Origin of the sequence: Haladaptatus cibarius D43 (genome assembly GCF_000710615.1) — an archaeon.
In the GTDB taxonomy this organism is placed as follows: Archaea; Halobacteriota; Halobacteria; order Halobacteriales; family Haladaptataceae; genus Haladaptatus; species Haladaptatus cibarius.
The window spans coordinates 261,216-281,173 of the sequence record NZ_JDTH01000001.1 but is presented as its reverse complement, the minus strand read 5'-3'; the positions used below and the strand labels follow the sequence as shown (position 1 = coordinate 281,173).

Genomic DNA, 19,958 nt, shown 5'->3' with positions numbered 1-19,958 from the left:
GGACGACACGAACTGCTAGCTTAATTGGCGAATCAGCGGGTCTGTCCAGAGCACACGGTGTTTCGGCGTGAGGGGGTGTGACGACTAGTGGATTGTTTCCGCCGAGCGAAACGAGGACAACGCGGACATCCAGCACATAATTCGTGGTTACGGAACCGAACGGTGTGACCGGTTTTTACTCGGTGCAGTCGTCCCCCGTCCAGAGGAACAACAATGACGGGGTCACCAAAATCACAGCGTCGAGCATTTCTGAAGACGGCGGGAGGTGTGGCCGGAGTCGGAATACTCGGGCGCATTGCGATGGCACAGAACAACCAGACTGAGACGACGGACACGACGAATGGAGGCACGAATACGACCGAAACTACCGAGACGACTGATGGTGGTACCGAAACGACCACTGGAGACGAACGGGTTATTGTCCTCGGTGGTCGAACCGAGGCATGGCTCGGGTTAGCACCGGGTGTTATCGAGCGCGCAGATAATCCGACGATAGGGTTGGTTCCGGGCGACCGCTATCGAATCGTCTGGGTGAATTTGGACGGTGCACGACATCAGTTACAGATACTCGGCGAGGAGAACGGGGAGTCAGGGAACGTACTGAGAGAAACCGAAACGACATCCCGTAGAGGCGCGACACGTTCGATATCGTTCCGCGCGACTGACCGCGTGCGGCGCTATCGCTGTCGGTATCATCCCGATAGCATGCGAGGAAACGTCGTCCGGTCGGGTGACTTCGGAACCGGTACAGAAGGAACGTTCACGACGGAAGAAACGACTCAAACCACGGCCGACGACTTCACAGATACAACGGACGGAACGTTCACGACTGAGACGACGAACGGTGATTTCACCGACACTACAGACGGAACGTTCACGACTGAGACGACGGACGATTTCACCGACACAACTGAACGAACCTACACTACAGATACCACGAACAACTAAGCTGTCTTCTATCGGAACCGTATTTCTCAAAATCGCCTTTTTGGAAGGAGAGGAGCAAACTCCTTAATGATATACTATCAACATGTCATTTTATCGTTCAACCCATTGCCAGCCAACGACCAGAATATGTTTTCTAAATGCGAATCAGAAATAAGTTAACAGGTTTGTAAACAACAGCATCTGATTTTATTCAAATTATAATAACACCTTGGCAACTCCTCACGTTCGTTGTCGAAACAGTTGGACTGTGATGAGATTGTTGTGAACACGATATTGAAGGAAGCATATAAAACATAAAAAAGGAGAAGCAACGGCGACAAAAGTATCTAGGCCTCCTCCTGACGGGGCTGCTAGCCGTCTCCACAGTGGCCTTCGCTGGCGCGTTCAGCGGCGTCGCCCAAACGTCGGACGAGGTAACTGACGACGACTGGGCGACTACTCGCGCTGACGCTGCGCGAACTGGTGCAACCGACAACAGCGGCCCGAGCGGGCCATACGCTGACGAAGTGTGGAACACGAACGACGAAGACATCAACACCGGCGGCGTCGGCGGAGCGGTCATCTCCGACGACACGGTGTACGTCGGTTCCACGACGTACAGCGAATACAACCGACATAACGGTCAGGTCATCGCGTACAACGCGACGACCGGCGGCGTGCTGTGGCAACGAACCGACCTTGCGGCGGTAGAGACCTCACCCGTCGTCGTTGGCGACACGGTGTTCGTCAGCGCACTCGCCCCGTCGCACGATAGACCGGCACCGAGTACCGGCAAAGCCGGATTGTTCGCGCTCGATGCAGAGACGGGCGAAACGAAGTGGAACCGAGACGGCAACAGACCGATGTACGCGGATGGCGTCCTCTACGTCGCAACTGGCGACGGAACCGAGGCGGTCAACCCGCAGAGCGGCACGACGGTCTGGACGAACACCGACGTCAGAGGGTCGATGAGCGTTTCGGACGGAACCGTCTACGTGCTCAACGACACCGGCGACAGCATGAGCGCGCTGGACGCGCAGACAGGCACGGAGCAGTGGAGTGCCTCGCTTCCAGTTAGTGAAGATGATGTTTCGGGATACACAGTCTCGAACGGCGTCATCTACCTGACCGCAAACCCAAATACGGTGTACGCCCTGTCGGCTGACGATGGCGGTGTGCTGTGGACGAAAACCGCAGAACACAGTCTGCCCGACAGTTCGATTGACGAAATCAGTGCGCCAGCAATCGCTGACGGCGTCGTGTATGTCGGGACGGACGACGACTTGGACGACACCGGGTACTCGCAGAAAGAAGGCGAAGAGATGGGCGCAGTGCACGCGTTCGGTGCACAGACTGGCGAACAGGTCTGGCGCTTTGAAACCGCCGCGGACATCCAAGGCCCGCCGATAGTCACTGACGGGCAACTCTACATCGGCGGCGAGTACACCAATCAGGATTCGTGGGAAGACGAATCCGAGTACGCAGACCACCCCTCGGACTTGCTCGACACAGTGTACGAGCGAAAAGTGGTCTACGCGCTGAACGCGGAGTCCGGTGACGAGCAGTGGAGCTACGCCGTACCACGTTCCTACGGCGACGATCGCGTTCGCGGACTCGCGGTTGCGAACGGCTACCTGTACGAATGGACGGACGACGATGCACCGTCCACACCTCGTGGCGACATGTTCGTCATCAAAACGAGCGACGACGAACCCGAGAAGAACGAGCAGTTGGCTGATGACTCGCTCTACGAGCAGAATGCAGACCCAACTGCGACGATAACGACGGACGACGAAGATGGGCAGTACGAAGGTGGCCAGACTGTCGTGCTTTCTGCCACCGAATCGAGCGATTCAGACGGAGAAATCGTCTCCTACGAATGGGACGTTGACGGCGATGGCGAATACGAAACGTCCGGTACGACTGCCGAGGTAACGGTTCCAGAATGTGAGACCGTCACGGTCAACCTGCGCGTCACGGATGACGACGGCGGCGTCAGCACCGGTAGCGCCGAACTGCGAGCGCAGTAACCATCTCGATTATTTTTATCGCTGTTCGACCAGTTCAGACGCTCTGCCCTCAATTACGTGAGCGTCGTCAGCGTCGAATCCGACGCGAACCCGTTCACTTTCCGGAGCATCAGGGACTCGAAGTGTGATCGGTCTGCCGTCCCAATCCAGATGGACGCGGAACGCTTCGCCGAGAAATTCGGTGGCTTCGACTGTCGCTGAGAACGAATTTTCGCCGCCGCCCAAGCTCAGTGCCTCGGGCCGGACACAGAACGTCACGCGGTCGTCCGCCGCGTCCGCGATTCGGAACTCGTGGTCGCCGACCGCGACCAGCGACCCCCCTGTTTCGTGTGCAACACTTTCACCCGAGAAGACGTTGTTCTCGCCGACGAACTCCGCGACGAACCGGGATTCAGGTCGGCGGTACACGTCCTCGGGGCGACCGATTTGCTCGATTCGACCGTCGTGCATGACCGCCACGCGGTCGCTTATCGCCAGCGCTTCCTCTTGGTCGTGGGTGACGTAGATTGTCGTAATTCCGAGGTTGGACTGGATTCGGGAAACTTGCGTGCGAAGGTCGTCGCGGAGACGAGCGTCGAGAGCGCTCATCGGTTCGTCCAAGAGAAGCACGTCCGGGCCGGGTGCGAGGGCACGGGCGAGAGCAACGCGCTGTTGCTGGCCGCCGGACAGCTCGTCGGGCTTGCGATTTCCGAAGTCGGCCAAATCGACCAGTTCGAGGAGCGATTCGACGCGTTCGTCGCACGTCGTCGCTCCGGGCGGGTCGCGGAAACGGAGGCCGTAGCCGACGTTTTCCGCGACAGACATGTGCGGGAACAGCGCGTAGTTCTGGAAGACGATTCCCACGTCGCGGTCTTCCGGCGGAACGCCGGTCATCTCGCGCGTTCCGAACTGCACCGTTCCGGCGGTCGGTTCCTCGAATCCCGCGACTGCGCGGAGGGTGGTGGTTTTTCCGCAGCCGGACGGCCCGACGAGGGTGAAGAACTCCCCATCTTCGATATGAGCAGAGATTTCTTCTAAGGCGGTCACACCGTCGTACTCCTTTCGCACGCCGGAGAGGCGAACGTCAACCACGGAACCACCTCGCGGAGTTCGTCCTCACAGCGCTGGAGAACAGTCTATCCATTCTCCCACCTCCCGCCGAGGCGGTCGATGACGACGAAACTGACCGCAGTGACCGCGAGGAGAACGGTTCCCATCGCGGTCGCTGGGCCGAGCGTTCGGTTGCCGAGATAGCGTTCGACGGCCACTGGCATCGTATAACTGCTACTGCCGGTTGCAAGAATAACTGTCGAGTCGAACTCGCCGATACTGATTGCGAAGGCGAAGGCGGCCCCGGCGGCGAGTCCGGCCGCAACCAACGGGAGTTCGATGTCCATCAGCGACCGAAACCGGCTTGCACCGAGCGCCCGCGCCGATTCGACCATTCGCGGGTCGATTCCGGCGAGCATCGGGGCGACGTTTCGCGTGACGAAGGGATACGCCGCGACTGCGTGGGCCGCGACGATGGCGACCGCACCGCCGACTTGGATTCTGGTTCCGGCGATTGGCACGCCGAAGACGAGGCCGCGAAGCATGCCGAGGCCGACCATCACGCCACTCACTGCGAAGGGAGCCATCGCAATCGCTTCCACGAGTCGCCCGCCACTGCCTCGCGCTCTGGAAAGCACTGCGATGACGACGCCCATCGGAAGCGCGATGAGCAAGGTTCCGACGCCGAAAAGCAGCGAATTTTGCACCGCAACGCCGGGTTTCGTCTGAAAGGAGGCCCCCGAAACCTGCCGGGTGATGAGAAATTCGTAGTATCGCAGTGTGAATCCGTTCGGCCCGGTCACGCTTTCGAGGACGGTGCTGACGAGGGGGCCAGCGAAGAGGATTCCGACGGCCAAAAAATAGGCCAGTATTCCTGCCCGTTCGAGGGATTCCGAGAGCCCGCGAACGCCCGAAAACAGCCGTTTTCGGGCAAGTGGGCGACTCGCTCGGGTTGCCGCTGTCTGTCGCGCTTCGTACCTGAGGTAGGCGTAGGTCAGTACCAGCGACAGGGTCGTTTCGAGAACCGCGAGAACGGCGGCCTCCGAGTAGTCCAAATCGCGGACGAGTGCGTAAATCCACACCTCGACGGTTTGGAACTCGAAGCCGCCCAGCGCCAGCACGATTGGGAAGGACATGAACGTGAAGATGAACGTAAGGAGCGCGCCCGTCATAATCGCCGGGAGCAGTTGCGGAACGAGCACGTCGCGGAACGCGCGAAACCGCCCTGCGCCGAGGCTTCGGGCGGTTTCGACTTCGCGGGCGTCCACGCTCTCCCACGCCGCGTTCGTGATTCTGGCGACCAGCGGCGCGTTGTAAAATGCGTGTGCAACGATGATGGCAGGGAGGTTGTACAGCAGAGAGTACGGCCCGAGTCCGACGATTCCAAGCGCGTCGTTGAGCACTCCGTTCTGGCCGAACATGGCTACGAAGCCAATCGCCACGAGAATCGACGGCATGACGAACGGGATGATGGTCAGCGACCGAATCGTTCGTCTGCCGGGGAACTCGTAGCGCGAGAGGACGTAGGCACCCGGCAAGCCGATAACGACGCTGGCAATCGTGGAAAGGAACGCTTGCCACGCCGTGAACCGGAAGATTTCGTTGATGTAGAACTGGTCGGTCAGAACGTCGAGAACGGCGTCCGGACTCCCTGCATCCGCGAAAACGATGGCCACCGGAAAGTAAAACAACACGGCGAGAACGGCAGTAGTTGCGACTCCGAGGAGGGAGAGCGCGTGTCGTTCCAGCCAGCGCCGGACACCCATTCAGTTGGTTGCGATTTGTCGTGCCCACTTGTCAACCCATCCTTCGACGTTGCCCTTCAATTCGTCGTAGGAGTAGGTCACCGGTTGGTCGGGCGCTTTGGCGTACTTGTCGAACTCATTTCCGGGTTCGGCCCAGTCAGTCGCCGGGAACTGGACGTTGAGCGTCGGAATTTCCGACTGGGCTTTCTTCGAGAGCATAAAGTCGAGGAACGCGTCGGCCAACTGCGGATTGTCCGTGTCGGCGAACTTCGCCATTCCCTCGGGGTTCGCGTAGCCCTGCCCGTTCAGGAAGCCGATTTGGTGTTTTTGCATGTCGGCGTCGGAGCGGTTCGCGTACACTTGGTCGGTCGAATACGAAACGACGATTGGCCGTTCGCCGTTGGAGTAGGCCGTGTAGGCCGCGTCCCACGAGCCGAGGATTTGGGCGTCGTTTTGCATCAACTGCTCCCAGTAGTCGAGATACGCGTCCGGCCCTTTCTCGTGAATCGACCAGAGTAAAAACGCGCGTCCGGTAGCCGCTTGCTGGGCGTTTTGTGTGATGAGCGTGCTATCGAACTTCGATTTCGTCAGCGCGTCGAAAGAAGTTGGTTCATCAACTTCGTTTGCGTTGTAGACGAGGCTGATGTAGCCCGTATCGTACGGAACCGCTCTTTGTTCCGGGTCGAATTTCAGCCCGTCTTTGACGTGGCCGTAGTTCGACAGCGAATCCGCAATCGGCGTGAACAACTGCTTCCCGCCGATTTTGTTGTCGATGGTGATGAGATGGTCTACATTCAAGCCGACGTAGACGTCGGTGTCGATACTGACGCCCTGTGCCTTTCGCTGGATGAAGTAGTTCACCTCGCTTTCGGGCGTCTGCCATTCGAGCGTGGCCTGCGGGTACTCTTTTTCGAACTCCTGTTTGAGCCATTTTCCGGGCGAGGAACTCGGCGAATCCACGAGCGCGCTGTAGGTTGCGACTTTCAGCGTACCGCCGAGTTCGGCTTGAGCAGTCGTTTTTGCGGTTCCCGCCCCGCCAGAGTCGGTCGGTTCCGTGGTCGAGTCGGAACTGGAACTATCGAGACAACCGGCAAGCCCTGCGAGGGCGGCACTCCCCATTGTAAGGAAGGTTCGACGTTTCATTACCCAGTGGTTATAGTCGGTGATACTTAACCAGCATGATGTTCGACTTGTCGTAGAAGCTAACGTAGCACGGTGATAAATTGGATACCGCTATAACAAATAGTACTTGTTCGCCGCCAAGTGGTTCGTCGAGGATGGCGACGGTTATCGTGGTAAGGAGGTTCGAGGACACGAAACGGAACTTCGGGCGACTGGCTACTCACACTTCTCTGTTTCATTCGAAAAATGAACGTAAATTTCGTTGTACTTCAACCAACACAACAGCAGTTACTTAGTTCCCGCCTCCGCCTCGGAGAGTGGTGCTAAGCAGGTTGAGTTCACTGCTGAAGATGGTGGCGTCACCGGAGAACCGGCGTCGGTCGCCCGAACTGAGACTCGCAGTCCTCGAGAACATGACCGTCGTTATCGCCGCGTTTTGGCCCCCAAGGTTGTAGCGGATGATCCATCCGCTGTATTCGTCGGGCTGGCTAATTTCGGGCACGTCACCGCCACCGGGTCGTTGGAGCAGTCGAACCGTCGTTGACTGCTCTAAGGCGTTCGTGACGCGGAACGGGACGTTCGGGTGGTAGTCATACGTGTAGACCAACACCTCATTATCCTGTGCGGCGGCGGTTCCGGCACTACCAAGACCCAACGCGAGCGCACCCGTTGCGAGCGCGCCCTTCTTCATAAACGAGCGTCGTTCTGCCGATTCGACGTTTTCTGTGTCTGGTTGTTTCTTCTCAGTCATCCCTTTTCCCCTCCCGGGGTGACAGGCTATAGGCCGGAACCGACGATAAAGGGCTTCCACCGTTTTGCTGGCCAATGTAAAACTATCCTCGTTAGGTTCACACCAGCAATCGACGCTAGCAGTCGAGCGTCGAATCGCCGGTTTCGTTACCGGGGTGGTTCGGGGCGTTTCCGGGCAGTAACGACGAAAACCACGCTACCGTCGTCAGGCGATTTCAACGAGTGCACCGAATCGGCTGACAGCGTATTGAGAAAAACGAACCGAAAAGAGCCGTTACGAGCACAACATATGTGGTTTCCCGCCGACTACGCAGTTTCGAGTTCGCCATCGGAGTCAATCCATTCGGTGAGACTACCCTCGTAAAAACCGATGTCATCGTAGCCGAGGTGAGAGAGAACGACGTAGGAGTGACTGATTCGTCGGGCAGTGTTACAGTAGAGAACTACCCGCTTGTCGGGCGTCACGCCGTTCGATTCGAGGACATCGCGGAGTTCGTCCTGGGGTTTGAGACCGCGAGTTTCGTCGTCCACGAGGTCGAGCCAATCGACGTTGACCGCGTTCGGCAGATGGCCGTCGGCGAACTCCTCGGGGTCGCGGGTATCGACCAGCACGGCATCCGAGTCGCCGATTGCCGATTCGACTTCCTCGCGGGAGACGAGCGGCGTTTCTTCGGGTTCCCGAACCCGATACGTTACTGTCTCCGGTTCAGATGCGTTTGTCGTCGTTTCGTGCGTTCCCTGCCACGAACTGAAATCTCCGTCAAGAAGGTGGAGGTTTTCGTGGCCGTACAGTTCGGCGGTGACGAGGAATCGCGCGGCGAATACGCCGTGCATGTCGTCGTAGGCAACGATGGTATCGTTCTCGCTGATTCCGGCGTTCCCGAGAAGTTCGGCCCACGTTTCGGCCCCGGGAAGCATTCCCGCGTCATCGGCGTCCGCGGAGCGGAACTCATCGAACGGGATGTTGACCGCACCCGGAAGGTGGCCGATTCCTTCGTACTCCCAGCCGTCTCGCACATCGACGATATGTACCTCGTCCAGTCGCTCTGAGAGCCAGTCCGCGGAAACGACGGCGGTGTCCTGCATTGGGTCAACGTATCGAGGCCAGCGTCTTAGCCGTCCGGGTTCCGTCGAATGGAGCAGGGTAGCGGAGAATCCGGAAAATATCTCTGGTTTTTTGGGAGTGACCGCTACCAGAACGACCGGAAGAGGCGTTTTTCGCCTCTCCCGGCCATATTTTGCGGCAACATATTCCGGAACACTCGACAGAAGGCGGAACCTTCCGGCAGTAACAACGATATAATCCGGGCGCAGAAATATAGACGTGCATGAGTAACAGTGATTACGCGAAAGACGTTCTCGTCACCGCGGACTGGGTCGAGGACAACTTGGACAAGTTCGAGAGCGACGACCCCGAGTATCGCCTCGTAGAGGTGGACGTGGACACCGAAGCATACGACGACGCCCACGTCCCCGGCGCAATCGGGTTCAACTGGGAAACCCAACTACAAGACCAGACGCAGCGAGACATCCTCGAAAAAGAGGACTTCGCAGACCTGCTCGGAAGCCACGGCATCACCGAGGATTCCACCGTCGTCCTCTACGGTGACAACTCCAACTGGTTCGCGGCCTACACCTACTGGCAGTTCAAATACTACGGCCACCGCGACGTTCGTCTGCTCGACGGTGGACGTGATTACTGGCTCGACAACGACTATCCGACGACGGACGAGGAACCCGAGTTCTCCGAAGTCGAATACGACGCCCGTGGCCCGTTCGAGGGCATTCGTGCCTACCGCGACGACGTGCAGAAAGCAATCGACCGCGGCGTTCCCCTCGTGGACGTTCGCTCGCCGGAAGAGTTCAGCGGCGAAGTGCTCGCCCCGCCAGGACTGCAAGAAACCGCACAGCGCGGCGGCCACATCCCCGGCGCATCGAACGTCTCGTGGGCGGCCACAGTCAACCCAGATGGGACGTTCAAGAGCGCGGAGGAACTTAGCGAACTCTACGAGAGCGAAGGCGTAACGAACGACCAAGAGGTCGTCGCCTACTGCCGAATCGGCGAGCGCTCCTCGATTGCATGGTTCGCGCTGTCGGAACTCCTGGGCTACGACAACGTCGTCAACTACGACGGGTCGTGGACGGAATGGGGCAACCTCGTTGACGCCCCAATCGAAACCGGAAGCGGAAACTAACCGCGAAACACCGGCAAGTCAATCTTTTCTATTCAACGATAGATACGCCTACAGAGAACTACTAGCAGGGGTTATAGAGAAGCGGCCGAATCTCAATATTGTCGGATCTTCCCGACGCTTCACGAGACCATCCATGTCCGGCAGTTTCGATACAATCGACAAATCGGCCGAACCGAAACCCAAACCGAGCGCTACCAACGAAGAATCGTTCGAGTTGTCATCCGTCGTGGTCGAGTACGACGGCAAACCAAACAGATGTACGATTTATCCGAACGAGGCGACCCGCCTGCAGCGAATGGCGAGCTGGATAACTGCTGATGCAGATACGTTTGTCCCGCTGGACGAGATGTGTTAGTTCGTTTTTCCTTCCGTTCTCTCCTCATCCGCCCGCTTTCTTTCCGCCGTCGGTGAATACAAGCGGGTTGCCTCCGTACCGTGGCGCATGGATTCGGACGAATTTGTCGAAGCAGTCCGCAAGGAAAACGAAACTGCCCTCTCTCGTCTCGGGTCGTCGAAGTCGCTGTACGCGGCGACCGGCGGCGAACTGGAACCCGACGAAGTGTTTCGTGCCGCCGCCGATTCCGAACACGCCGCTTCCGAGACGTTCGCTTCGTGGGCCGAGTCGGAAGCGGACGAGGATGCGAGCGACCTGTTTGCGAGCATCGCCGAAACGGAGACGGAGCATTACGAGACGGTATCCGGAAACGTGGACGACCACGAACCGGGCGAAATTCCCGCACTGCACGAGTATCTGCGTGATTTGGACGACACCCACGAACGCCTCGGTGGATTCGTCGGGCGCACGCTGGCGAGCGAGAAATCGAAGACGCAGTTGACCGGCTTTTTCACGGGGCAGGCAGACCCCCAATCGGCGAGTCTGTTCCGCGATTTGAAAGGTGACCTCGAATCGCAGTTGGACGGAGCAGTCTCCCTGCTCGCCGAACGCTGTGAGTCCGACGAAAAGTGGGAGAACGCAAAAGAGGCCGCAAGCGGCGCGATTACCGCGGCCTACGATGAGTACACGGAATCGCTAGAGTCGATGGGCGTCAATCCGAAACCGGTCTGCTGATTACGGAAACAGAGCTAATAAAAGAGGGTTCAGACGCCGCTGACGGTTTCGCGGTGTGCCTTGACGTGGTCGTATGCGCTTTGGATTCGCTCCGCCGTTTCGTCGTCCACGTCGGATTCGAGTTCCGACAGCGAGTGCATGATTCGGTCAAGTCGGCCGTGGTCAGGCCCGTGGTCTGCCTCCGCGAGGTCGCTTAGCGTCTCGGCCTGCGATTCGAGTTGGTCTTTTACGTCGCCGGAAGTGTCGGCGCTGGCGTGTTTCAGTTCCTCTGCCGCTTGGACGAGTTCTTCTCGTGGCATGGGCAGGGCTACGACAGGAAGGAAAATAGTGCTATGGGCGGGTGCAAAAATGAGGGACAATGCGACGAGCGACGAGTTTTATCTCTCTGCGAGCGTTCTAGCGCTATGGCTCGAAAACGACATCACCGATGTAACCTCTGTGGTCGTGATTTCGGCGAAGAGCGAGAGCTACGGACGCACGTCGAACGAAGACATCCGAAAGCGGACTATCACTGGTGGGCAGTCGTGGAAGACCCCAACGACCTCCCATTCGAAAACTGACTCGGGTATCGCGTGTCACAGCAAGGTTGCGAGATGCAAACAGCAGGGGTGAGCAGGAATCCCCCATCCTCCCAGAATGCGGCCACCCCGCATCCGAATTGTAGTTACCGGCGTGCCGAGGTGTAAATGTCGCTTCGAGCGTCCAGCCTTTTTATTCGTACCTGAGCGCGTCGATGGGGTCGGTTCGGGCCGCGCTCCACGCCGGATACAGTCCGGCGACGACACCGACGAGGACGCCGACGGCGATTGCGATGGCGAACCACTCCAGCGGGAAGGTGAGCGACACGTCGATGTAGCCCGCGACGATATACGCTGCGCCGACGCCGAGCGGCGTGCCCAATAGTGCACCGAGCAGGCCGAGCATGACGGCCTCCACGAGGAACAACTGAATCACGTCGCGGCGCTGTGCCCCGACGGCTTTCATGATACCGATTTCTTTGGTTCGCTCCGTGACGCTGACGAGCATGATGTTCGCAATTCCGATAGAGCCGACGACCAGCGAGATGACGGCAATGCCCGTCACGAATCCCGTGAGCGTGTTGAGCAGGTCTTGAACCTGCTGAAGGAGTTCTTCGTTCGTCCGGGCGGAAAAGCCGTAGTCGGTCGGCACGAGCGAAACGGCATCCGAATCGTCTTCGAGATACTGGAGCATTTCGTCCCGGGCGGGTTCGACTGCGTCCGGGCCAGTCGCCACGACGGTCAACAGTGGATACACGCGCCTGTTCTCGCCGTCTATCTCCACGCTCGTCTCGTAGAACGGGTCAATCGGCGTGTAGACTCGCGGTTGGGAGGCGAAGCCCTCGAACGGCCCCTGGCTTGCAGAGCCGTTCAGAACGCCAACCACGGTGGCGTTGACCCCTGTCCCGTTCGCGCGGAGGATGGAAATCGAGTCGCCGACCGAAACGTTTTGGTCGAACTGGGTCGCCGCGGCGGTGTTCAGGACGACTTCGTTCGCACCGTTCGAGAACGCGCCGCCCGAGTCGAACTCCGCGCCATCGAAGTAGGCGGGCGTGATGGCGACCACGTCGCTTCTGGCCACCGTGTCGTTGCCGTATCTGAGGCCCGAGGTTGGGACGCTCCCGCGCGGGATGACGCTTTCGACGCCCTCAATCCGCTCGATTCGGTCGATATCGCGCTCGGAGAAAACTGGCTGTGCGCCCGCCCCGGGCGCGCCCTGTTGTCCTTCGGGGCCAGCCCAAACGTAGATTTGTTGGGCTTCTTCACCGCCCACGTCGCCGATGATTGACGCCTGCACGCTCGCGCCGAGGGTTGCGAGCGCGATGACCGCCGCCACGCCGATTATCACGCCGAGCGTCGTCAGCGACGAGCGGAGTTTGTGGCCGCGGATGGAGCGCCAACTCATTCGAAACACTTCGCGCGCGTCCATCAGTCGGCTTCTCCTTTGTTTTCCAGCGTGCGCGCCAGCGTCATAGGAACGTGAACGGAGTAGATCCTCAAAATCCTACCGCCGACACAGAGAGGGTTCACGAAGAGAAGCGAGGAAACAGTTCACAGAAAACGTCACAAATCACGGTGGCGCGCGCATCGGTGGGTCTGAGGATACGTCCGAAGACCCGCCGATTACCGCGAGGGATGACCGAAGTGAGTGGAGTTCTCGTGAGCGAAGCAAACGAGTGCAGGGAAGAGCGTGTCTTTTCCCGTGCGAACGAAGGGGATCGGTTGGGGAGGGTGTGGTTAGTGGCGGTGCGGTTATTCGTTGTCGTGATTTCCCCCCATTCGTTTGATACTATTATGTTGTCGCAAATCACGACTCCACTGAAAACCGCAACCGCCCACAGACCTCCCCAGCCGATTCCTTCGCGCGACTTGGCCGTGGCTTCTCGGACACACGGTCCTCGAAGTCACGCCAGCACGTGCCACAAAAAGATGGACGAGGTTCACGACAGCACCCACATCCCAAACACCACGCTAGCAAACCTTTTTCAGAGACACACCAAAATCCACTTCACACATGAAATCGACGGGAGGAAGCGACGAGGCGAAGCGAAACGCGGGCGAGAGCGCGGCAGAGGTAGTCGAAGACGGAATGGTCGTCGGACTGGGCACGGGAAGCACGGCAGCCCACGCGATTCGCGCGATTGGGCGCACGGTGGATGCCGGGGCGGACGTGCAGGGAATCCCGACCTCGTTCCAGTCGCGCCAGTTGGCCCGCGAGGCGGGCATCCCGCTAACCGGCCTCGGTTCGGTGTCGGCAATCGACCTCGCAATCGACGGAGCAGACCAGTTTGCGGGAGAACATCTCATCAAGGGCGGCGGGGCGGCCCACGCCCGCGAAAAAGTAGTAGACAACGCGGCGAATCGGTTTCTCGTCGTAGCAGACCCGAGCAAGGAAGCGGAGCGACTGAACCACCCGGTTCCGGTCGAAGTGCTCCCCTCGGCGCGGACGACGGTTGCCGAGGACGTGCGGAAGTTGGGCGGGCAACCCGACCTGCGCGAAGCAGAGCGAAAAGACGGGCCGGTCGTGACCGACAACGGGAATCTCGTCCTCGATTGTGCATTCGGCGAGATTCGCTCACCCGGCGAACTCGCGGGAAATCTCGCGTCGATACCGGGCGTGGTAGAACACGGCCTGTTCATCGGAATGGCCGACGAGATTCACGTCGGTACCGACGACGGCGTGGAGATTCGGTAGTCGGAGTTACAAGAAGGGTACTCAGCAGTCGCTATCCAATCGGAAAATAAATGGAAGGAAGTTTCGTGTTTTACAGGTCGCGAGGCTGGACCGTCTTCCGGTCGTTTGCCTCTGCGCGTCGGGCGGCGTCGTCGAGGAGCGCTGCGACTTCTTCGTCGAGTGCGTCGTAGAAATCCGACGCAACGTTTTTGTCGTCGAGCGCTTCCTTCACAGCGGCTTTGACAATAAGGTCTGCCATACAGGATTGACGTTCCGTAGCCCAGTTAATAAAGCTTCCCAAATTATACGGTTAACCCCCACGAGTAGAAGAATCCGACCGACTCTGTCCACCGGGCCAAAACTTTTAAGTTGAGAAAAGTAGAGTGGCGTGGGACGATAGACGGGAGTAGGAGGAACACAGAGTGGCGTGTATGCGGGAATTACTCGAAGCGGTCGCGGCAGGAGAACTGAGCGTCACCGAAGCCGAGTCGAGACTGTCGGGCTACGCGACGACCGAGGCCGGACGCTTCGACGCCGCCAGAGAGACGCGTAGAGGCGTTCCTGAGGCGATTCTTTGCGACGGGAAAATCCCCGACGAGGTGGCGACCCTCGCCACAACCGCGGTGGAAACGGCAGGCCGGGCGCTGGTCACGCGGGGCGACGACGAGCAGATACAGGCAGTCCGCGCGCGACTCGCGGAGGAACACCCGGACGCGAACGTGCAGGTGCGTGAGCGAGCGAACATCTTGGTCGCGCACGCAGTCGGCTTCAGCAAACCAGACCTTGACGCCACAGTGGGCGTCGTCAGCGCGGGCACGAGCGACGCGATTCCCGCCGGAGAGGCAGTCACCGTCGCGGAGGAGATGGGTGCAACCACCGAGGAGATTCACGACGTGGGCGTCGCCTCCCTCGTGCGCGTGTTGGACGAAGTCGATACGCTCCGCGGCGCAGACGTGCTCATCGTCGCTGCCGGACGCGAGGGCGCGCTTCCGACCGTCATCGCGGGGTTGGTCAATACGCCCGTCATCGGCCTGCCGGTTTCGAACGGCTACGGCCACGCCGGACAGGGTAAATCCGCGCTCATGGGGATGCTGCAGTCCTGTACCGTGCTTTCCACGGTGAACATCGACGCCGGATTCGTGGCTGGCGCGCAGGCGGGGTTGATAGCGCAGGCGATAGATTCGGCGAAGGAATAAGGATGGGAGCAAAAAGTCGAGAGTAATGGGTGTCATTCAGACGAACTGCGTTTGATTGTCCCGCCGTTGGCGGCGGAAACTGACCACCGTAAGCAGGAGAAGAATCGCAAGCAGAACGGCGATGCCGATGGTAGCGAAGTGCAGTTCGAAGAACTCAACGAGGGCGAGGTATGCCCAGAAGAGTGCGTATCCGGCATCGGTGATGAGAACGATTCGCGATTTATCCTGGATGTACCGACCGTAGAGCGTGACAATTTGAGCGACGAAACACACCACCCCGAGGGCAACGAGGGGAGAGTTCATGGCATATATTTTATTTCCCACATACGTAATCATTTTGATATGAATAGATTCATCGGACGAGTAGCCGTTGGAATCGCGCAGGAGACGAAAATCAGCGAATGGTCACGCCGAAATTTCGATTCGATCTTCAGCGCCCAACGCTTCCACGACTAACTCGGCAACGTCCACGACTTCGATGTCCTCCTCGTAGCCGCCAGTTTTCCGCCCGTCCTCGTACATCGTCATGCACATCGGACAGGCGACGACGAACTTCTCGACGCCGGAGGCGGCGTCAGTGTCCTCCAAGGCTTCTCGAATGCGCTCCTCGCTCGGTTTGGGGTCTTCCTCGAAATCCATCCAGAGGCCGCCACCGCCGCCGCCACAGCAGAACGAGTTGGCACGGTTGCGCGGCATCTCGTCCAGCGTACAGCCGGTGCCTGTGACGATTTCTCGGGGAGCCTCGTATTCGTCGTTGTAGCGTCCGAGGTGGCACGGGTCGTGGTAGGTGACAGTGTAGTCGAGTTCGTTTCCGGACAGACCCGTGCGGCCCGAGCGGAACAGTTCTTCCACAACCTGCGTGTAGTGGTAGACTGGCGCGTCGAACTCTTCTGCCATTTCCGGATACTCGTTTTTGAACGTGTTGTAGCTGTGCGGGTCGGTACAGACGAGTTTGTCGAAGTCGCATTTCTCGAAGGCGGCAACGTTGTCTTCGACCAGCATCTCGTAGAGTCCTTCCTCACCGACGCGACGAACGTCGTTGCCGTCGTTTCGCTCCTCCTCGTAGAGGATGCCGTAGGAGACACCAGTTTCGTGGAAGATGGTGGCCAAGGAGCGTGCAACGCGGCGGTTGCGCTCGTCGTAGGACGGGTAGTCGCCGACGTACCAGAGGAACTCCACGTCCTCGTCGCGGGCGTCGGGAATCTCAAAGTCGAGTTCCTCCGTCCACTCGGGGCGCCTGCGCTCCGGGTCGCCGAAGGCGTTCCCGTTCTGGAAGACGTTCATCATCGCGTCCTGCACGTTTGCGTCCATCTGACCGGATTCGGTCAACCTGCGGTTCATGTCCGTAAAGGACGTGAGGTGTTCGATGTCAACCGGACAGGCGTCCATGCAAGCCATACAGGACATGCAGGATTCCATCGTTCTGCTGTCGATAACGCTGGAACCGCCGTCCGCGATGATTGGCTTTTCGTCGGTCGTTCCCGCGTCTAGATTCTCGCGGTACTGTTTCAGGTCGAGAATCACGTCGCGCGGGTCAAGTGGGCGACCGGACGCTTTCGCAGGACAGACGGACGAACATCGGCCACATTTCGTACAGGCGTCCTGGTCGAGCAGTTGTCGCCACGAGAAGTCCTCGATGCTGGTCGCACCGATTTCGTCGGGGCTGGCGTCCGACGGAACGCCCGGAAGTCGCTTGCCCGCTTTCTCGTCGCGCGTGACGACGTTGGCGAACGACGACAGCATGTGGAACGGTTTTGCGTAGGGAATCGCCGCGACGAAGACGAGTGCCGGAATCGCGTGCGCCCACCAGACGACCGGATACCATGCCACTGCGGCACTTTCGGAGACGCCAGCGATTTGCAGCACGTCGGCAACGAACCAACCGACGAAACTGACCGTTTCGAAGTCCGGAAAGCCGGTTCCGAGGATTCGGAACCCTTCCGTGATGTAGCCACCGACGCCGAGCACGAACAGCGTCCAAATGAATAGGTCGTCCTCTCTACTGGTGTGTTTACCCCAGAGTCGGTGGTTACGAACCCAGTAGCGTCGGTAGATAGCCATGCCGACACCGACGACGAACAACAGGCCCATCGCATCCATCACGAGCGAGTAGGCGAGGTAGAAGTTGCCAGTGAAGAACGAGTTCTCACTGCCGAGGACGTAGTGGGTGAACTTTTGGTAAATGTCCATGTCGATGGCGAGAATCGTCGTTCCAATGAGGAGAGTCAGGAATCCCCACAAAATGAACGAGTGCATCAATCCGCCGTACAGGTCGCGGTTGAACTGCTTCTCGTTCGAGAGGACGATTTTCGCCGCATTCGTGATTCGACCCGGAAGGTCGTTCAATCGTTCGAACCAGTCGTCTTCCCCGTCTGCGTACCGCGCGAAGCGGTTGTAAACGCCGAACAGGAAGAAGAAAACGGCAACTGCGGCGAGGAAATAGAATATCGCCTCGCCGATAAGCCCGATTCTCCAGAACGTCGGGCGCGTCGTATCCGACGCCTGTGCAAGCGCGAAGATTTCCATGTTCTATCAGGTGGAGACGAATTGCTTAAATCTTGCTTCCCGTCCATCCCACCGCCGTCTTGCGAGAATGAAAAACAAATTTGTAATTTATACGAATGACCAAGCGGAGAGCACGCAGACGAGACAAATCACGGGCGCATCTCGACGCGAAATCACCAGCGGGGGAAGGGTTGGATTCCACGCGAAACAGCGAGCGCGGAGCGCGAGCGAAAACGTATCTGCGCGCGAGAATGCGCGCGCCACTCCCGCCGCCCCGACGAGTTGCATTCGCTCCGCGAGCGACCGCTCCGTACCAAGCCGGGCGGCGACTGCATCCCGAATCGCCCGCAAATCGGCCTGTAAGACCGGGAGGAAGCGAAAGACGAACGCAACACCCATCCCCAGAAACTGACCGGGACGGCCGGGAACGAGCCACTGAATCGCCGCGCGCGACTCCCGAACCGGGGTCGTTCGGATGTACGCTGCGCTGACACAGAGAACGAGAAGCACGCGATAGCTGGCCAAGGCGGGCGGAACCGCGTCCGCGGGAACGAACCACGGCGAACCGAGCGTCAGAGACGCAAACAGCGGGCCGCCGAGCAGGAACGGAAAGACGTAGCGAAACTCGCCGAGCACCCAGAACGGCGACGTATTCGCCGAAACGAGAACCGCTCCGACGAGCAGGCTTAGCAGTGCAAGACCGCGCGGCGTCGTGCGCGCAAGCGCGGCGAAAGCAAAGACGGCCTGAAAGAGCAGTTTCACCCGCGGGTCGAGGTGTTCGGAAAACGCCCCCGTCGCGCGATATGCAAGCGTCATCGTACCTCTATCATGGCACCTGAATGCCGAAATCGGCGATTTTCGATGCGACTTCGTTGGGTTTGCCATCGACTGCAATTCGTCCGTCTTGGAGCGCGACGATTCTGTCGGCGAGCGACCAAACGTCCCGAAGGTCGTGCGTGACGACGACGAACCCGGTTCCGTCGTCGGAACAGCGTTCGAGGTGGGAAGTCACGGAATCGCGCGCCGGAGCGTCAAGTCCGGTGAACGGTTCGTCTAACACGAGGTGGTTCGGTTCCATCGCCAGCGCGCCCGCGATAGCGACGCGCTGGCACTCGCCGCCGGAGAGGGAGTCGATTCGGTCGTTTTTCCGGTCTGCCATTCCGACCGCGGATAAAGACGTTTGTACCCGGCGGTCGATTTCCTCGTGGGACAGGCCGAGGTTTTCAGGGCCGAACGACACGTCCGCGCCGACGGTTGCCGAGACGAACGTATCCCGCGGATGTTGAAACACCATGCCAACACGCGTTCTCGCGGCGACGAGGTCGTCTTCGACGGGCGTCTCATCGACCAGTACGTCGCCCTCATCGGGCGTAAGCAAGCCGTTGAAATGCCGGACGAGCGTCGTTTTTCCACTTCCGTTCGACCCGGCAAGGACGACGAACTGGCCGTCGGGAATCGTGAGTGAGATTCTGTCGAGCGCGGTCGCACCGCCGAATCGGTGGACGAGATTTTGCGTCGTTATCATTCGGCAGTAACGCGGTCGCTACGGATGATACCGACCGCGGCGGCGATTTTGAACGCTTCGAAGGGAATGAACGCGACTGCCGAAAGCGTGAACGCCTCGGTCAGTCCGTAGTTGCCGAAGTACGAGAAGCCGACCGTTCCGAAGGCGTAGATGACGGCGGTTCCGGCGACCATCCCGGCCACGAGTCGAATGACTCCGGCCTGTTTCGGGTCGCGGAGCGTCAACCCGCCGTGGACGATGACGCCGATGACGAAGGCGGCGAGAGGGTACGAAAGCAGGTAACCGCCAGTGAGTTGGACGAGTTCGCCCAATCCGGCAGAGCCATTGGCGAAAATCGGAGCGCCGACAGATCCCGCGACGAGGTAGAGAACCATGGAAGCAGACCCCCAAAGCGGCCCAAGGAAGATTCCAGCGAGGAAAACGCCCAGCACTTGCAGTGTGACGGGAATTGCTGGTGCGAGTGGGTTAGGGAACGAAACTTGTGCAAACGCGCCGATGACCGCCGCGAACAGCGCCGTGCGTGCGATGTTGCCGACCGTCTGCTCGCCGACGAGTTCGACCGAACCGGTTTCAGTTGACATGGCCAATCGTCGCTCGTCAACCAATAAGATAGCTTCGGTTGACGGAGGGGCGGTTAATTCTGTTGAAATATATGCGGACTTGGATAATTGGA

The 19,958-nt window shown here is 59.2% G+C and carries 21 protein-coding genes; 8 read left to right on the top strand and 13 right to left on the bottom strand.

The window, feature by feature from the left end; all coding sequences use genetic code 11:
- The first annotated feature begins 213 nt into the window (after positions 1–213).
- Positions 214–948, top strand: coding sequence for a cupredoxin domain-containing protein (locus tag HL45_RS01425; protein ID WP_049969335.1), 735 nt, complete (start codon positions 214–216; stop codon positions 946–948).
- A 365-nt stretch (positions 949–1,313) separates the two neighbouring features.
- Complete coding sequence (locus HL45_RS01420) at positions 1,314–2,957, top strand: outer membrane protein assembly factor BamB family protein (protein ID WP_049969334.1); 1,644 nt, start codon at positions 1,314–1,316, stop codon at positions 2,955–2,957.
- A 15-nt stretch (positions 2,958–2,972) separates the two neighbouring features.
- Here HL45_RS01420 and HL45_RS01415 read toward each other — a convergent pair whose 3' ends face one another.
- The 5 genes from HL45_RS01415 to HL45_RS01395 all read right to left on the bottom strand — a co-directional run bounded on the left by HL45_RS01415 (position 2,973) and on the right by HL45_RS01395 (position 8,689).
- Positions 2,973–4,028, bottom strand: a complete 1,056-nt coding sequence (locus HL45_RS01415) for an ABC transporter ATP-binding protein (RefSeq protein WP_049969333.1) — start codon at positions 4,026–4,028, stop codon at positions 2,973–2,975.
- A gap of 44 nt (positions 4,029–4,072) precedes the next feature.
- Positions 4,073–5,752 carry an ABC transporter permease gene (locus tag HL45_RS01410; RefSeq protein ID WP_049969332.1) on the bottom strand — a complete coding sequence of 560 codons (1,680 nt, stop codon included), beginning with the start codon at positions 5,750–5,752 and terminating at the stop codon, positions 4,073–4,075.
- Entirely contained in the window at positions 5,753–6,874 is a 1,122-nt protein-coding gene (locus HL45_RS01405) for a thiamine ABC transporter substrate-binding protein (protein ID WP_049969331.1), read from the bottom strand. It lies immediately after the preceding gene.
- Positions 6,875–7,145: 271 nt separating this feature from the next.
- Complete coding sequence (locus HL45_RS01400) at positions 7,146–7,604, bottom strand: hypothetical protein (protein WP_049969330.1); 459 nt, start codon at positions 7,602–7,604, stop codon at positions 7,146–7,148.
- A 305-nt stretch (positions 7,605–7,909) separates the two neighbouring features.
- Positions 7,910–8,689 (bottom strand): sulfurtransferase, encoded by a 780-nt coding sequence (locus tag HL45_RS01395; protein WP_049969329.1) that lies wholly within the window; start codon positions 8,687–8,689, stop codon positions 7,910–7,912.
- 242 nt (positions 8,690–8,931) lie between these two features.
- Between HL45_RS01395 and HL45_RS01390 the strand changes: the two genes are divergently transcribed.
- From HL45_RS01390 to HL45_RS01380, 3 genes are all read left to right on the top strand, one after another.
- Positions 8,932–9,798 (top strand): sulfurtransferase, encoded by an 867-nt coding sequence (locus HL45_RS01390; RefSeq protein ID WP_049969328.1) that lies wholly within the window; start codon positions 8,932–8,934, stop codon positions 9,796–9,798.
- Between the two features lie 133 nt (positions 9,799–9,931).
- The gene (locus tag HL45_RS01385) at positions 9,932–10,153 is read left to right on the top strand and encodes a DUF7511 domain-containing protein (protein WP_049969327.1); all 222 of its coding nucleotides are present in this window, start codon (positions 9,932–9,934) and stop codon (positions 10,151–10,153) included.
- Positions 10,154–10,240: 87 nt separating this feature from the next.
- Positions 10,241–10,867 (top strand): hypothetical protein, encoded by a 627-nt coding sequence (locus tag HL45_RS01380; RefSeq protein ID WP_049969326.1) that lies wholly within the window; start codon positions 10,241–10,243, stop codon positions 10,865–10,867.
- 29 nt (positions 10,868–10,896) lie between these two features.
- Here the strand turns inward: HL45_RS01380 and HL45_RS01375 are convergent, their stop codons facing one another.
- Positions 10,897–11,166 carry a DUF7553 family protein gene (locus HL45_RS01375; protein ID WP_049969325.1) on the bottom strand — a complete coding sequence of 90 codons (270 nt, stop codon included), beginning with the start codon at positions 11,164–11,166 and terminating at the stop codon, positions 10,897–10,899.
- 105 nt (positions 11,167–11,271) lie between these two features.
- On the opposite strand from HL45_RS01375, the gene HL45_RS21050 reads away from it, so the two are divergent.
- Positions 11,272–11,427, top strand: coding sequence for a hypothetical protein (locus tag HL45_RS21050; RefSeq protein WP_162833834.1), 156 nt, complete (start codon positions 11,272–11,274; stop codon positions 11,425–11,427).
- A 151-nt stretch (positions 11,428–11,578) separates the two neighbouring features.
- Here HL45_RS21050 and HL45_RS01370 read toward each other — a convergent pair whose 3' ends face one another.
- The gene (locus HL45_RS01370) at positions 11,579–12,814 is read right to left on the bottom strand and encodes an ABC transporter permease (RefSeq protein ID WP_049969324.1); all 1,236 of its coding nucleotides are present in this window, start codon (positions 12,812–12,814) and stop codon (positions 11,579–11,581) included.
- 585 nt (positions 12,815–13,399) lie between these two features.
- On the opposite strand from HL45_RS01370, the gene rpiA reads away from it, so the two are divergent.
- The gene (gene rpiA / locus HL45_RS01365) at positions 13,400–14,080 is read left to right on the top strand and encodes a ribose-5-phosphate isomerase RpiA (RefSeq protein WP_049969323.1); all 681 of its coding nucleotides are present in this window, start codon (positions 13,400–13,402) and stop codon (positions 14,078–14,080) included.
- 70 nt (positions 14,081–14,150) lie between these two features.
- Here rpiA and HL45_RS01360 read toward each other — a convergent pair whose 3' ends face one another.
- On the bottom strand, positions 14,151–14,318 hold the full coding sequence (locus tag HL45_RS01360; RefSeq protein WP_049969322.1) for a hypothetical protein: 168 nt from the start codon (positions 14,316–14,318) through the stop codon (positions 14,151–14,153).
- A 172-nt stretch (positions 14,319–14,490) separates the two neighbouring features.
- Here HL45_RS01360 and larB point away from each other — a divergent pair, with 172 nt between their 5' ends.
- Entirely contained in the window at positions 14,491–15,255 is a 765-nt protein-coding gene (gene larB / locus HL45_RS01355) for a nickel pincer cofactor biosynthesis protein LarB (RefSeq protein WP_049969321.1), read from the top strand.
- Between the two features lie 36 nt (positions 15,256–15,291).
- Here the strand turns inward: larB and HL45_RS01350 are convergent, their stop codons facing one another.
- The 5 genes from HL45_RS01350 to HL45_RS01330 form a co-directional block, all read right to left on the bottom strand.
- Positions 15,292–15,558: a hypothetical protein gene (locus HL45_RS01350; RefSeq protein ID WP_049969320.1), complete on the bottom strand. Its 267-nt coding sequence runs from the start codon at positions 15,556–15,558 to the stop codon at positions 15,292–15,294.
- 102 nt (positions 15,559–15,660) lie between these two features.
- Positions 15,661–17,781 carry a heterodisulfide reductase-related iron-sulfur binding cluster gene (locus HL45_RS01345; RefSeq protein ID WP_049969319.1) on the bottom strand — a complete coding sequence of 707 codons (2,121 nt, stop codon included), beginning with the start codon at positions 17,779–17,781 and terminating at the stop codon, positions 15,661–15,663.
- Between the two features lie 87 nt (positions 17,782–17,868).
- Positions 17,869–18,576 carry an energy-coupling factor transporter transmembrane component T family protein gene (locus HL45_RS01340; RefSeq protein WP_049969318.1) on the bottom strand — a complete coding sequence of 236 codons (708 nt, stop codon included), beginning with the start codon at positions 18,574–18,576 and terminating at the stop codon, positions 17,869–17,871.
- 10 nt (positions 18,577–18,586) lie between these two features.
- Positions 18,587–19,285: an energy-coupling factor ABC transporter ATP-binding protein gene (locus tag HL45_RS01335; RefSeq protein ID WP_049969317.1), complete on the bottom strand. Its 699-nt coding sequence runs from the start codon at positions 19,283–19,285 to the stop codon at positions 18,587–18,589.
- A complete protein-coding gene (locus HL45_RS01330) occupies positions 19,282–19,866 on the bottom strand; it encodes a biotin transporter BioY (protein WP_049969316.1) in 585 nt (194 codons plus the stop codon). Before HL45_RS01330 ends, HL45_RS01335 begins: the two co-directional genes overlap by 4 nt.
- Between the last annotated feature and the right edge of the window lie 92 nt (positions 19,867–19,958).